Annotated in this window: 11 protein-coding genes; 8 read left to right on the top strand and 3 right to left on the bottom strand. The window is 33.5% G+C overall.

All coding sequences use genetic code 11. The features are described 5' to 3' along the window. Positions 1-8 precede the first annotated feature (8 nt). Positions 9-2399, bottom strand: a complete 2391-nt coding sequence (locus AC4FQX_RS02840; RefSeq protein ID WP_491166150.1) for a TonB-dependent receptor — start codon at positions 2397-2399, stop codon at positions 9-11. Positions 2400-2815: 416 nt separating this feature from the next. Between AC4FQX_RS02840 and argS the strand changes: the two genes are divergently transcribed. The 7 genes from argS (at position 2816) to fic (ending at position 12503) form a co-directional block, all read left to right on the top strand. Beyond that, positions 2816-4594: an arginine--tRNA ligase gene (argS, locus tag AC4FQX_RS02835; protein WP_491166149.1), complete on the top strand. Its 1779-nt coding sequence runs from the start codon at positions 2816-2818 to the stop codon at positions 4592-4594. 19 nt (positions 4595-4613) lie between these two features. Next, a complete protein-coding gene (locus tag AC4FQX_RS02830; protein WP_491166148.1) occupies positions 4614-6095 on the top strand; it encodes an SGNH/GDSL hydrolase family protein in 1482 nt (493 codons plus the stop codon). Next, positions 6088-7509, top strand: coding sequence for a LysM peptidoglycan-binding domain-containing protein (locus AC4FQX_RS02825; protein WP_491166147.1), 1422 nt, complete (start codon positions 6088-6090; stop codon positions 7507-7509). Before AC4FQX_RS02830 ends, AC4FQX_RS02825 begins: the two co-directional genes overlap by 8 nt. Next, the gene (locus tag AC4FQX_RS02820; protein ID WP_491166307.1) at positions 7509-9194 is read left to right on the top strand and encodes an MBOAT family O-acyltransferase; all 1686 of its coding nucleotides are present in this window, start codon (positions 7509-7511) and stop codon (positions 9192-9194) included. The genes AC4FQX_RS02825 and AC4FQX_RS02820 overlap by 1 nt, the downstream gene beginning before the upstream one ends. A 108-nt stretch (positions 9195-9302) precedes the next feature. Beyond that, positions 9303-10640 carry a signal recognition particle protein gene (gene ffh, locus AC4FQX_RS02815; protein ID WP_491166146.1) on the top strand — a complete coding sequence of 446 codons (1338 nt, stop codon included), beginning with the start codon at positions 9303-9305 and terminating at the stop codon, positions 10638-10640. Positions 10641-10782: 142 nt separating this feature from the next. Then, positions 10783-11670, top strand: coding sequence for a bifunctional 5,10-methylenetetrahydrofolate dehydrogenase/5,10-methenyltetrahydrofolate cyclohydrolase (locus AC4FQX_RS02810; RefSeq protein WP_491166145.1), 888 nt, complete (start codon positions 10783-10785; stop codon positions 11668-11670). A 278-nt stretch (positions 11671-11948) separates the two neighbouring features. Then, a complete protein-coding gene (gene fic, locus AC4FQX_RS02805; RefSeq protein WP_491166144.1) occupies positions 11949-12503 on the top strand; it encodes a protein adenylyltransferase Fic in 555 nt (184 codons plus the stop codon). 84 nt (positions 12504-12587) lie between these two features. Here the strand turns inward: fic and AC4FQX_RS02800 are convergent, their stop codons facing one another. Both AC4FQX_RS02800 and AC4FQX_RS02795 read right to left on the bottom strand, forming a co-directional pair. Then, a complete protein-coding gene (locus AC4FQX_RS02800) occupies positions 12588-13007 on the bottom strand; it encodes an SRPBCC family protein (protein WP_491166143.1) in 420 nt (139 codons plus the stop codon). A gap of 124 nt (positions 13008-13131) precedes the next feature. Then, positions 13132-13698 carry a Crp/Fnr family transcriptional regulator gene (locus tag AC4FQX_RS02795; protein ID WP_491166142.1) on the bottom strand — a complete coding sequence of 189 codons (567 nt, stop codon included), beginning with the start codon at positions 13696-13698 and terminating at the stop codon, positions 13132-13134. Between the two features lie 363 nt (positions 13699-14061). On the opposite strand from AC4FQX_RS02795, the gene AC4FQX_RS02790 reads away from it, so the two are divergent. Next, positions 14062-15324, top strand: a complete 1263-nt coding sequence (locus AC4FQX_RS02790) for an NAD(P)/FAD-dependent oxidoreductase (RefSeq protein ID WP_491166141.1) — start codon at positions 14062-14064, stop codon at positions 15322-15324. Positions 15325-15717 lie beyond the last annotated feature (393 nt).

The raw sequence follows: 15717 nt of genomic DNA, 5'->3' as shown, positions 1-15717 counted from the left end.
TTTAAAATTTAAAACATTCCTCCACTACTTTGTTTCGTGTTATCTTCTCTTTGTTTACGTTGTAACGCTTTATTTTTACCACCCCCGAACATATAGTTCAGACCAAAAAATACAGACTGGCTTTCCCATGTGAACTGTCCGTTTTGCGGATAAGGATTCTTAGCATCAAAAGCATATTTCATAGTATTGAATATATCGTTAAAACGTACACTGGCAGTAAGATTACCATTTAAAAGAGAATAACGTCCGCCCGCATCAATTTTATACATTTCTTTTGTGTTATTCTGGATTCCGTCCACAGGACCCCTGTAGAAACCAAACAGAAGGAATCGGAGGTTCTTAGTAGCTTTAAAGTTACTGTTCAGACGAGCGTTGAATGCAGCAGCATCAACTTTTACATCCTTAAAATCAAAACTACCCGATGTGTTTTTTACAGAGATCAGACCATTTTTGGTAATATTCGAAAAGTCAATACTTGGATTAATATCCCACCAGGAGTTGATCTTATAATTCAGAGAGAATTCAATTCCGTAAGCAGTATTCTTATCAAAATTATCAAAACTCATGATCTGATTATTTACATTTAACGGATCAGGATAAAGGACTCTGTTAATCTCATCATTAATATCTCTAAAATACACACCAGAAGTAAAAGAACCCTGTTTAAATTTTCGGGTATAATTCAATTCGACAGAATTTGTGAACTGAGGATCCAGTTCCGGATTACCAATTGAGGTAAGAGTAGGCGTACTGAATTCTCTGATTGGTTTTGTTTGCGATAAACTAGGACGATCCACACGACGACTATAACTTAGTTGAAACTGGTTGTTCTCCGTTAATTCGTAGGTTAGAGAAGCAGACGGGTATAATGTTACATAATCGTCTTTATAGATATTTTGTTTATCTAATTTAGCATTTACTTTATAACTTTCAAATCTGGCACCTAACTGGTAGCTTAATTTTTTAAATTTCTGACCAAAAGTAGCATAGAACGAATAGATATCCACATCATAATCATAGACCGCATTTGCAGACCCCGGACTGGTATTCGTTGTAATATAATCATTATCCGATCTGATAATTCTCGCTTCTGCCCCTAATTCAAGATTCGTTTTATCATTTAACGGATTGACATAATCTAAATTTATGGTAGTGTTCTTACGAATATCTTCAATAAAATCATTGTAGATTACCTGTGAATTATTACTGTTTTTAGTGTCAAAAAGAGTGTTTTGTACCTCTTTATAACGGTTATAATTGGCTTCCAGATCAAGAGTATGCCCTTCTTTGGCAAATAAATGTTTGAAAGCTAAATTATACGCTCCGTTCTTTTCATCACTGTGGTATCCGGCATCCTGAAAAATATTAGGAGTAGTTCCGGCAGAAGGATAAAGTATATTGGTATTAACCGTTACATCACCATTAAAAAGATTCTGATTAGTATAAACAGAAAGTGTGTTGTTATCATTAATATAATAATCCATTCCTATTTTATAAACATAGGAAGTGTTGTCGTTAATAATATCAATTAACTGTAAAGAGTGATCATCAAACCGGTTTATATGTCCTTCATTAAAACGTTTTCCAAAAGTATTACCGTAGCTCCCGAAGAAGTTTACTTTTCCTTTACGATAATTCATATCAATAGAATTATTGTATTTCGGTTCATCCGCAAAAGTGATACCCGCATTAAAATTACCGTTAAAACCGTCATTCGTGTTTTTATGTAATATAATATTGATGATACCCGACATTCCCTCAGGGTTATATTTTGCACTTGGATTCGTAATCAGTTCTATTTTTTTAATAGAAGTAGAAGGAATTTGTTTTAATAGCTGAGCCGCATCAATATTAGTAGGTCTTCCGTCTACTAAAACGCGTACGTTCTCATTACCCCGTAAGGATAGTTTACCATCCTGATCCACATTTACAGAAGGAATATTATTCATGATCTCAGAAGCTGTAGCTCCGGAAGTAGTAAGGTCTTTCCCTACATTAATTACTTTTCGATCTATCTTCTGTTCAATAGTAGAGCGTTCCGCAACAATATTTACATTATCCAGCGTAACGGCTTCTTCTTCCAGAATAATTTGTTTCAGATCCGCGTTTTTGTTGTTTACCAGATCAACCGTAGTAACATAGGTTTTATAACCAATATATTGTACCTCTACAGCATATTTTTTCAAAGTTATATTACTGATCTTAAAGTTTCCGTTGTCGTCAGTTAATCCCCCGGTGATTACTTTACCTGTGCCGGTTTCTTTTACCACAATATTAGCATAAGATACAGCTGTCTTTGTCGCTTTATCAGTAACTTTTCCGGATATACTTCCCGTAGTTTGTGCATTAACAGAGAGAATCGTACTGAATAGACACAATAAAAAGAGTTTTAGTTTCATTATATTTCGTTTTTGATTGATGATTAATACTACAAATATATACTATTATATAGTAGCTTGTATAGCAAAGTACTGTTCTATGTGTTTATTTAACTTTTATTTAACAAGTAATATAAATTGAATTTCTTGCTCATATGTCCGTTTTAGCAATACTTAGTATCCGTTTTACTTTGATAATATACAGAAGAATACGGATAGATTTCTATTTTACTTTAGCAGATTTTTGAAAATCCGTTCAAATACATATTTCTTAATAGACATCTTTTTGAATGATTTGTTACAGCATTTTCCAATTATTTTATTAAAATGTAATTTTCAGTACTGAAATCAACATATTGTCGTAGAAATAATCTTGTTCTCTGATAATCTAATTATGACAATATCACTATATTTGCAGGCTAAAATGAATATTGAAAATGACATTACAGGAAATCCTTACACAGCCTATTGAAAACGCCATTCAGGTCTTATTTGATGTGACTATTAATAAAATTGAGTTTCAGACTACACGAAAAGAGTTTGAAGGAGACATAACTATGGTTATTTTTCCTTTATTAAAAGTAATTAAAAGTAATCCTGTCGAGCTGGGAAATAAGATTGGAAACTATCTGGTTGAAAATGTTGCTGAGGTAGAACGGTTTAATGTTGTTTCTGGATTTTTGAATATTGTTATTTCAGATACCTACTATCTAAATTTCTTTAATGCGATAAAAGACGATAAGAAATTTGGACACGTAGCTCCAAACCCGGAGAATAAATCAATCATGGTTGAGTATTCCTCACCAAATACAAATAAGCCTTTGCACCTGGGGCATGTCAGAAATATTTTATTAGGATATTCCGTTGCAGAAATTATTAAAGCTTCCGGTAAGAAAGTATATAAAACCCAGATCATCAATGACAGAGGCATTCATATCTGTAAATCGATGCTGGCATGGCAAAAATTCGGAAACGGAGAGACTCCGGAAAGTACCGGTTTAAAAGGAGATAAATTAGTTGGGAATTATTATGTAGCTTTTGATAAAGCCTATAAAGAAGAAATAAATCAGCTGACAGCACAGGGGAAAACAGAAGAAGAAGCAAAAAAACAAGCTCCCTTATTGTTAGAAGCACAGGATATGCTTCGCAAATGGGAGGCAGGAGATAAAGAAGTAGTAGCCTTGTGGAAAAAGATGAATCAGTGGGTTTATGATGGTTTTGCAATCACCTATGACAGCTTGGGTGTTAATTTTAACAGTTATTTCTATGAAAGTAATACTTATTTATTAGGAAAAGACGTTATAGAACAAGGACTGGTAGACGGTATCTTCTTTAAAAAAGAAGATGGTAGCGTATGGATTGATCTGACTGATGAAGGACTGGATGAAAAGTTAGTTTTGCGTTCAGACGGAACCGCTGTTTATATGACACAGGATATTGGAACAGCGATTCAGCGTGTCAAAGATTTTCCCGATGTAGGAGGAATTGTATATACCGTAGGGAACGAACAGGATTATCATTTTAAAGTGTTGTTTCTGATCTTAAAGAAATTAGGTTTTGACTGGGCGAAGAACTTATTTCATTTATCCTATGGAATGGTCGACCTGCCTTCAGGAAAAATGAAGAGTAGAGAAGGTACCGTTGTAGATGCAGATGATTTGATGAAGGAAATGACCGATACTGCTCAGAAAATAGCAGAAGATTTGGGGAAACTGGAAAGTTACTCATCAGAAGAAAAAATGAGTCTGTATAAAACAATAGGTTCAGGAGCATTAAAATATTATATTTTAAAGATAGATCCAAAAAAACGTATTCTGTTCAATCCCGAAGAATCTGTAGATTTTGCCGGTAATACAGGTCCGTTTATTCAATATACCTATGCAAGAATTCAGTCTATTATACGAAAAGCAGATTTTGATTTCACAGCTGTTTTATCCGGAATAACGTTGCATGAAAAAGAAAAAGAACTGTTGAAACAACTGGAATTATATCCCGAAGTGATTCAGACCGCTGCATTAAATCGTAGCCCTGCATTAGTTGCTAATTATACTTATGATTTGGTCAAAGAATACAATTCATTCTACCAGACCGTGCCAATCCTGGGTTCAGAAAATCAAGAAGAAAAAGTATTCAGAGTGCAGTTGTCCAAAAAAGTAGCAGATACAATACAGTCCGCATTCCTGTTATTGGGAATTCAGGTACCGGAAAGAATGTAATTTTTATATTGATAATTTTGTGAAGACATCCAAGTCCTATTTTTTTCAAGCTTTTAGTATCGTATTACTATCAGCTATTATCTTTTTAGGTTTAAAAAAAGTTTTACCTAATAAGATTTTTTCCGAAAAACCTGCTACAACTAAAAATGTTGTGATAGATAGTTTATTGTTGGAAGCAGTTGCATTAGAAAAAGATACAAAAAAAGAGGAAAAAGACACGATTATATCCCCAAAAGATTCCACTATTTTTAAAGAATCCGAAGGAATAAAATCCGAGATAGAAAGTTTTGATACATACAAAGGATATCAGTATCTGATCTCTTTTTATGAAAAACTATTTCAACTTGAAACAGAAGAAAAAGGAAGCGTTCGTATCGCTTATTTTGGTGATTCCATGACAGACGGTGATCTGATCGTTAAGGATCTACGGACGAATTTCCAGAGAGCTTTTGGAGGGCGCGGTGTCGGGTTTGTCTCCATTACCTCAGAGTCTGCCGCTTCAAGAGGATCAATAACCCATCAGTTTTCAAAAAACTGGAAAATACAATCGTATTTAAATATAAAAAAACCAATGAAGCCTTTTGGTGTTAACGGACATGTTTTCTTTGTAAAAGATACCGTTAAAAGTACCTGGGTAAGATATAAAGCAAATAACACAGAATTCGCCACAACATTAGATAATCCGACACTTTTTTATGGAAAGTCGAATAATAAAAGAGGTGTTGTTGCCACCACTATTGGTAAAGATACAGTAAAGATCATTAAAAGACTGACTCCAAATAATCTATTAAATACACTTTCCATTACATCAAGAAGTATAAAAAGCCTTAAGTCGGAATTCATTCATGCCGATTCCATTCCTTTTTACGGTTATAACTTTGATGACGGAAAAGGAGTACATATCGACAACTTTTCAAACAGAGGAAATTCAGGGATGCCTATCTCCCTGTTCAATGTCGGTTTAATGCGTGCTTTTAACAATAAGCTGGGGTATAATCTGATCATATTGCATTACGGTACAAATGTTCTGAATTATGGCAGTTATAATTATGACTGGTATGATAAAAGTATGGCCAGAGTAGTAGAACATTTAAAAGAATGTTTTCCGGGGGTTTCAGTTCTAATCATATCAACAGGAGATAAGGGAACAAAATACGATATGGAAATGAAATCTGATTCAGCAGTTGTACCTTTAGTAAAAGCACAAAAAAATTATGCAATAAAAACAGAATCAGGATTTGTAAATTTATATACACTAATGGGAGGAGACGGATCTATGGTAAGATGGGTGGAAGAAGAACCGGTAATGGCAAATAAAGATTATACACATTTTAATTTTAAAGGAGCCGAAAAAGTAGCCGAAATGCTATATAACCAGTTAAATACCGGTTATCAGGAATATAAAATAAAGAGAAAAGACATAAAAACAGTTCCGTCCGGAACAAAAACAGCTAAGACTACCGATAGTCTCAATTCTAAAAAAGATTCTATCCATGAATAAGAAGTTTTATTTGTTTGTTTTGTTTGTTCTGACAGTGTATACCATTTCTGCCCAGGAAGTAGACTCTATCCCTATTACAGATTCTATTATTATTCCGGATGGCGTTATAATGCGACCGAAAAATAAATTAGTTAATGATTCCGCATTATTTCCTTTTTTCAGGAAGCTGAGCCAGTTAGAAAAAACAAAAAAAGGGAAGATTAATATAGTTCATATTGGAGATTCCCATATTCAGGCTGATTTTATGACAGCCGTAGTACGAGATTCTTTACAGAAGCATTTTGGAAACGGAGGACGAGGTCTGATCTTTCCTTATACTTTAGCAAGAACAAACGGACCCTGGGACGTAAAGTTCTCTTCAAACCAGAAATGGGAGAGTTACAAGAATATATCCACAGTAACAGAGAATCCCGTAGGTCTTAGTGGTGTCGCTTTATTCACAAAAAATAAAGATTTCGCTATTGAAATAAAAATGAAAGATGCGACAGATCGTTTCCAGACCATTAAAATTATTACACCACAAAATGAAAATATGTTTGATCTGGCAACAAGCTCTAAAACGATTACATTAGAGTCAACACAGCCTAAAGTAATCCGGTATAAGATTAAAAGAGGAGATGCCTTATCTACCATAGCAAGTAAACATAATATATCTGTTGTCGCCTTAAAAAAAGAAAATAAATTAACCTCTAATGTTATTAAAGCAGACGCTACATTAAAGATACCCACAAAAGAAAAAGAGAAAAAAAGTGTACAACGATCTGAATTTATTCCGATTGAATTACAGGAAGATTCTCTGACTCACTTTTATAAAAGTACAAAAGAGCTGGATAAAATTTATCTGTTACCAAATAAAGATGCTGAAAATTATGCCCTGAACGGTCTGATTCTCGAAAGAAATCACTCAGGAGTACTCTATCATAATATCGGTGTTAATGGAGCTAAGTTCTCAGATTATAATAAATATCCTTTGTTTTTCGATCAGTTAAGAACATTACAGCCAGATTTGATTATAGTATCTCTAGGTACAAATGAATCTTTTGATAAGATGCAGACAATAGATTTTATCAATCAGATTAATCTGTTTTTAGAGAATATAAAAAAAGAAGGTATTGATGCAACTGTTTTAGTTACAACGCCACCACCATCTTTACTTCAACGAAAATTCCCGAATGTTTTTGCCGCAGACTATTCACAGGTGTTATTAAAACATCCAACAGTTTATCCGGTGGCAGTCTGGGATTTGTTTACTCTTTTTGGAGGGTTGTACGGAGCAGAGCAGAATTATGCAAACGGACTGATGGCAGGAGATAGGGTGCATTATTCCATACGAGCATATGTTCAACAGGGACAATTTCTTAAAGAAGCAATTTTAAACGCGTATTCCAATTTTAAAAATCCCATACAAAATTGATACAATTAGTTAACATACAGAATTCGTTTCAGTTCGGTTTCACTTTTGATACAAGCGATATAATACGTTGGGTTACCTATAACCCTAAAGAGCCCTTGTTGTTCAATACCGGTTTTTTTCTGGGATTGTTCCTTCTTTTTTACAGTATTTATGTTTTTACCAGAAAGACATTCCATCTCCGGTTAGTCTATGTGATTCTGTTTTCACTGTTTTTTTATTACAAATCGAGCGGGGTCTATTTTCTTTTACTGATACTTTCATCCGTTGTTGATTATTCGCTTAGTAATGTCATTTATAAAGAGCAGCGTCAGGAGTATCGAAAACTGTATCTGTGGATCAGTATTATTGTTAATCTGGGACTTTTGGGATATTTTAAATACACCAATTTCCTGATTAGTAATTTTAATGAACTGTTTCAAGGAAATTTAGAGCTTCATAAAATATTACTTCCTGTTGGAATCTCATTCTATACCTTTCAGTCCATAAGTTATATTATTGAGATCTATCGTAAAGAAATAGAACCGACAAATAACTATATTGAATACCTGTTCTTTGTGTCTTTCTTCCCACAGTTAGTAGCAGGACCAATCGTAAGAGCAAAAGATTTTCTTCCTCAGATTTATAAGAAATTAAACCTGACAAGAGACGATGTAAACAGTGCTCTTTTTCTGATTATTGGTGGTTTAATTAAAAAAACATTTATATCCGATTATATCTCAATTAATTTCGTAGATCGGGTTTTTGATTCACCAAACAGCTATACTGCTTTTGAAAATTTAATGGCTTCCTATGGTTATGCGATTCAGATTTATTGTGATTTTTCCGGTTATTCAGATATGGCTATCGGTATTGCTTTGTTGTTAGGGTTTAAACTTCCTACAAACTTTAGAACACCCTATAAATCAGCTTCCATAACAGAGTTCTGGCGCAGGTGGCATATTTCGTTATCTACCTGGTTAAAAGACTTTCTATATATATCCGTAGGAGGAAACAGAGAAGGAACCTTTGCCGGATTTTTATTTCCGTCTTTATTTTTTACAGGATTGATTATTTGGGGAATCTCTTATTCTCCAGTTAGTGGAGTACCTTTATTATTAAGTATTGTAGCACTAATTGTTTTTATTTTAACCTTTTTATTATCTAAAGATAAGAACAGAACCATGTTTACCAATGTCAATTTAATGACCACAATGTTATTAGGTGGTTTGTGGCACGGAGCAAGTTTACGTTTCATTATCTGGGGAGCACTTCACGGACTGGCATTAGCCGTTCACAAAATATTTATAGAATTTTATCCGTCAAATAAAGAAAATAAGAATAAATTCCAGAGTATTGCCTGGAATATATTTTCAATTCTGCTGACCTTTCATTTTGTAGTCTTTTGTTGGTTGTTTTTCAGAGCAAAAGATTTTTCCACAGCATTACAGGTGCTGAATAACATAAGTCAGTTACAATTTGATTTTGAACAATGGAAAATAATTATAATAGGATATAAGAATGTATTTCTGGTAATGCTTATAGGTTATATTTGGCATTTCTTGCCGGAGAAAGTAGTAGATGAGATGAAGTCAGTGTTCAGTGCTGCGCCAATGGTTGTAAAAGCAATTATTCTGGCGCTAGTTTATTGGGTTGTTTATGCTACAGCAACCAGCGGACCACAACCATTCATTTATTTCCAGTTTTAATACAATAATTTTATATCAGGTAAGGATTGAATCTAATTTTTCAATTGTTTAATTTTCAAATTGCTTAATTAGTTTATCTTTGCAAATCAATAAAAGACAGATACAGTTATGTTTAATAATTTAAGTGATAAACTAGACAAAGCCTTTCATATTTTAAAAGGGCATGGGAAAATTACAGAAGTTAACGTTGCCGATACTTTAAAAGAAGTACGTCGTGCTTTATTAGATGCCGATGTTAACTTTAAAATTGCAAAAGATTTTACTGCCAAAGTAAAAGAAAAAGCAATTGGACAAGATGTGTTAACTACTTTACAACCAAGTCAGTTATTAGTTAAATTAGTCAAAGACGAATTAACTGAATTAATGGGAGGTGATGCAGCAGGGATTAATCTTTCAGGAAATCCTACAGTGATCTTAATGTCAGGATTACAAGGTTCCGGTAAAACAACCTTTTCCGGAAAACTGGCAAACTATCTTAAAACAAAAAAATCAAAGAATCCTTTATTAGTTGCCTGTGACATTTATCGTCCCGCAGCTATCAACCAGTTACACGTTGTAGGAGAACAGATAGGAGTAGAAGTATATTCCGAAGAAGGAAATAAAAATCCCGTAGAAATTGCTAAAAATGCGATTAAGCATGCAAAAGCAAAAGGATTTAATGTTGTTATTGTCGATACAGCAGGACGTCTTGCTGTTGACGAACAAATGATGACAGAGATCGCAAATGTTCACAAAGCAATCCAACCACAAGAAACGTTATTTGTAGTAGATGCAATGACTGGGCAGGATGCGGTAAATACTGCAAAAGCGTTTAATGATATTCTAAACTTTGATGGTGTTATCCTTACAAAGTTAGACGGTGATACACGAGGTGGAGCAGCTATTTCCATTAAATCAGTTGTAAACAAACCAATTAAGTTTATTGGTACAGGTGAAAAAATGGAAGCGATCGACGTGTTCTATCCAACACGTATGGCAGAACGTATCCTTGGTATGGGTGATGTTGTATCTTTAGTAGAAAGAGCACAAGAACAGTTTGACGAAGAAGAAGCAAGAAAATTACAAAAGAAGATTGCTAAAAACGAATTCGGTTTTGATGATTTTCTGACACAAATACAGCAGGTTAAAAAAATGGGTAATATGAAAGACCTGGTAGGAATGATACCCGGTGCAGGAAAAGCCCTGAAAGATGTTGAAATCGAAGATGACGCCTTCAAACATATCGAAGCGATTATTCACTCCATGACACCTTTAGAAAGAAAGAGACCTTCTTTATTAGATGTAAAAAGAAAGAACAGAATAGCAAAAGGATCAGGAACCTCTATTCAGCAGGTCAATCAGCTAATGAAACAATTCGATCAAATGGGGAAAATGATGAAGATGATGCAGGGACCAGGAGGCAAAAATATGATGCGAATGATGGGTGGAATGAAAGGAATGAAATAATTTTATATAAAGGTCTGAAGTTTTTATAAATACTATTTTTATAGAACTTCAGACCTTATTTATTTAGAGGAATACAACAACACAACCAATTAAAGTTTAAATAGCTCTGCAACTTTAAACTTTAAACTTTAAACTAAATATAATGCAACTACTAGACGGAAAAAAGGTCTCTAATGACATTAAAAATGAAATCACTGCAGCAGTGCAGCAGATGAAAGACAACGGTGAAAAAGTACCCCATTTAGCAGCAATTATTGTTGGTAATGACGGAGCAAGTTTAACATACGTAGGAAGTAAAGTAACCGCATGCGAACGTGTGGGCTTTGAATCCACATTAGTAAAAATGCCAAGTACTACTTCTGAAACTGAATTATTAAAAAAGATCAAAGAACTGAATGAAGACGACAATATAGATGGCTTTATTGTTCAGTTACCATTACCAGAGCAGATTGATACACAAAAAGTATTGATGGCTGTAGACCCAAGTAAGGATGTAGACGGTTTCCATCCGGAGAACTTCGGGAAAATGGCATTAGATATGACTACCTTTATTCCCGCAACCCCTTTCGGTATTCTTGAATTATTAGAAAGGTATAACGTAGAAACAGAAGGAAAACATACAGTAGTAATAGGACGTAGCCATATTGTAGGTCGACCGATGAGTATTCTGATGGGAAGAAAAGGATTTCCCGGAAATTCAACCGTTACCTTAACACATAGTCATACCAAGAATATTACACAGATCACAAGTCAGGCAGATATTATCATAACCGCTTTAGGAGTGCCTAATTATCTAAAAGCAGAAATGGTAAAAGACGGAGCCGTTATTATTGATGTCGGAATTACCAGAGTTGCAGATGAAAAAGCAGAAAGAGGATATGTAATTACCGGAGATGTCGATTTTGAGAATGTAAGTAAAAAAGCCTCTTTTATTACACCCGTTCCCGGAGGAGTAGGACCAATGACGATTGCTATGTTGCTGAAAAACACACTACTGGCAAGAGAACAGAAGAGATTAAAGAATAACTAAAAGACCAGATATAAAGTCCTGAATTTTTGTTCAGGGCTTTTTTATTTAAAATTCTTGTGCATGAGTGGCTGTTGGTACTTAGTTACTGGTTAATTTTTGTCAAATATATTCTCGTATATTTGAGAGTTAGCAAACACTGTTTGCAAAGTTAAAAACTTTGCTAAACAGAGGATTTGAAGCTGGTTTAAGTGCACAAAAAATAATCTGTTTTAAAGTAAATCACAAGTATTTAAAGTATTTTTGACAAAGAATCTCCAGATGCATAAATCTGAATTTATATGAAAAACATTGATAAAGAAAGTTTAGAAAATGCGTACCGCTTGTTTGAATCCAATGATATTGAAAAAATCGAAATAGGTACAACAAAAGGGTTAAAACAAATACATAACTATTTATTTAATGGCTTGTATGATTTTTCAGAACAAATACGAACAAAAAATATATCGAAAGGTGGTTTTAGATTTGCAAACGCTTTGTACCTAAATGAAATTTTGGTAAAAATTGAACAAATGCCCGAAAATGATTTTGAAGAAATTATTGCTAAATATGTAGAAATGAATATTGCTCATCCTTTTATGGACGGCAACGGCAGAACAATGCGTATTTGGCTGGATATGCTCTTAAAAACCAAACTTATAAAGATGATAAATTGGCAATTTGTAGATAAATCACTTTATTTACAAGCAATGGAAAGAAGTCCAATAAACGATTTGGAATTAAGAACTTTGCTAAATCTTAACTTAACAGAAGAAATTAATAACAGAGAAATTATTTTTAAAGGAATAGAACAATCCTATTATTACGAAGGTTACACCAAAGAAGAAGACGAATAGTCTAAAAATCAATTTATTGAAAAGTCCAGAGCCGTAAAGCTGTTTTGAATACCGAATACTGGAAACTGAATACTTTCCTTTAAGTTAAGAGTTTTCCACACGTTCTTTCAGGCTTTTATTAAAAGCAATAAAACCACTTTGAGTTTCCATTATTGTCTTTTTCAGAAAAGGAACCAGAATCCCTTTAAACGTTTCATTCTGTTTAAAAGTGGTGGTGTTGTTACCGTTATCTACCAGAATAAAAGAATGTTCCCCGTCAAAAATTCCTTTAAAAAGAAAATGTCCAATCCAGCGTAATTCTTTATTAGGAGTATACGTAAGGACAATAGGCTGAAAAGACATTTTTTCAAGTTCTATTTTAATTTTATTTCCAACTTTTACATTTCCGGTCAGTGATTTTATAAAAGGATTCCATTCCTTATATTTTTCAAAGTCGGTTAGTATCTGCCAGACCTGTTCAGGGCTTTTCTGAATTATTATTTCAGTTGTTATTTTCGTTGCCATAATAGATTGTTTAGTTTTTGATTTAAATCAATTTTGTTCTGCAAGGTATTTCTCTGTCTTACAAGTTTCGTAATTAACAATAACAAAGTTAGAAAGGAAAAGTACAGAATGGTCTTGATAAAAATCAAGATTTTTTATTACGTATACGGCTAAAAGTTTCGGCAGTCATTCCTAACATTGACGCAAGATACTGAAGAGGAACCTGATTAAATAGAGAAGGATTACTTTCAAATAAGATGTCGTATCTTTCTTCTGCCGTCATCGATAAATGATTGAATATTCTGTTTTCCATAGAGGTAAAACACTGCGTGATAAAGCGATTCTGGATAGCATCCCATTTAGGTATTTTTTGTCCTATATTTTTATAAGATTCTTTGTCGATTGTATATAGTTCACAATCCGTTAATGCCTGAATGGTCCAGCGGGCGGTCTGTTGAAAAGTGAAACTCTGCAGATCTGTAACAAATGAACCTTCCGTAGCGATCCATTGTGTAATTTCTTTCGTATTAGAAGGAGCACAAATTCGTAACAGTCCACTTTTTACGAAACTCAATTGGTTGCAGTAATGATCTGTTTTTACAAAAAAAGCTCCTTTTTTCAGTGTTGTTTCAGTAAACTGAGCTATAATTTCCGTTAATTCTTCTTCTGTAACTCCAAAATAGGATTTGATATAATATTTAAGATCGGCCATCTGCTAAAGAGGTTTCGGGATTTTGTCTGTATATCAAACTTACTATTTTTTATAAAGCAAAAGCATAATTTTAAACAGGAAGTCTTTTTCAGATTTATTATCTCCATAAAGAATATATTTTATAAACCATGTATTCCTCTTTTCTGAATACCGTTTTAAATAGTTTTAGCTTTATTTTTTATGAGTATACTGCTAAAATTTTTGAGAGTCACTTCAATCATCAGCTAAAGCAGTTTCAGGATTTTATCTGTAGAATCTTATATTTAACATTGCTGAATATAAAATCAAATAATATAGTAATTATGACTATTTCATGGTATTTATGTTAAAATATTTTTTTATTTTTATATAAAGAATAGATTTATGCAAATACAGTATCAAATAGTTATTATTGGTGCCGGAACAGCCGGAATAATGGTAGCGGCACAGCTTTTAAGAAAGGATCGGTCTTTAAATATTATGTTGATAGACCCGGCAGAAAAACATTATTATCAACCGGCGTGGACACTCGTAGGAGCAGGTGCTTATGCATTTGAAAAGACAGGGAGGTCTATGAAGGAGTTAATTCCTAAAGGTGTAGAATGGTTACAGAATGAAGTTACTGCTTTTTTTCCTGAAACATCACAAATCCTTACCAATAAAGGAATACGAGTTAGTTATGATTATCTTGTGGTTGCACCAGGACTTGTAAATGATTTAACATTGATTGAAGGATTGCAGGAGGCAATTGATAAAGGCGTTGTTTGTAGTAATTATATTGACCCTGAATATACCTGGAAATGTATTCAAAATTTTAAAGGAGGTAATGCTGTGTTTACACAGCCTGTAACACCCATTAAATGTGGAGGAGCTCCTCAAAAAGCAATGTATCTTGCAGCAGATTATTTCCGAAAAAAAAGAAGAGATGTAACTACTAATATAACATTTGCAACACCAGGAGCAGTGATTTTTGGTGTAAAGAAAATAGCAGATACTTTAATGCAGGTTATCCGTAGGTACCAGATAGATTTTAAACCCTTTTATAGTCTTATTAAAATTGATGCTACTCGGAAAATAGCTTATTTCAGAAGTGTTGCCCCTCAACAAAATGAGTGTATGATAAATACGGGAGATGTTTTGGAAACAAATCAAAAACGAGAATCATTTCTCGAAATACCTTTTGATTTTTTACATCTGGCACCTCCGCAAACAGCCCCAAAGTTTGTAAAAAATTCTGTTTTAGTAAATGAAATGGGATGGCTTGATGTAGATATAAACAGCCTTCAACATAAAAAATACCCGAATATTTTCGGATTAGGAGATGTTGCGGGCTTGCCTACAGCAAAGACCGGTGCAGCGATTCGGAAACAGGCTCCCGTTGTAGTTGAAAATCTTCTTAAACTTATATCCGGAAAAGTGGCTGATAATAACTCTTATCAAGGTTATTCTTCTTGCCCTTTAGTTACAGGTTATGGTAAAATGGCATTAGCTGAATTTAACTATAAGAATGAATTTACTCCTGATCCTAAATTAAAGTCAATATTACTTTTTGATAGCCATAAAGAACATTGGAGGTTATGGATTGTTAAGAAATATATATTGCCTTATTTGTATTGGAACAAAATGATGAAAGGTAAAGAAGTATAAAATAGCTGGTTAAAAGGAGAAAATTGTTGTCAGATTCTCTATCTTTTCCGATTCTATTTAAAGTTGCGTTAAAAAATCAATTTCAGTTTCAGTTTGTCTATAAAGCAGTATCTTCGCACCGAAATTTTAAATCAAATTCAAATGGACGATTATTATTCGGAGAACAGTTAGATTCAGAATAGAGGCTTAAATCAAAGTGATACCCTATTCAAAAATTATTTATAGTGTATTATTATGAAAGTTTCTTGCAGAAATAACGACGAATAGTTTTCATAAAGAATAGATTTTATAAATCGTGTATCCTACATCTTCTCAGGATATCGTTCTTTACCAGATAAACTTTAGTTTAATATCATTTTAAATGATATTAAAGTTGTTCCATTGTAAGTAATC

It is taken from the genome of Flavobacterium sp. AK-301 (genome assembly GCF_058310215.1).
This window is presented reverse-complemented; position numbering and strand designations above follow the sequence as displayed.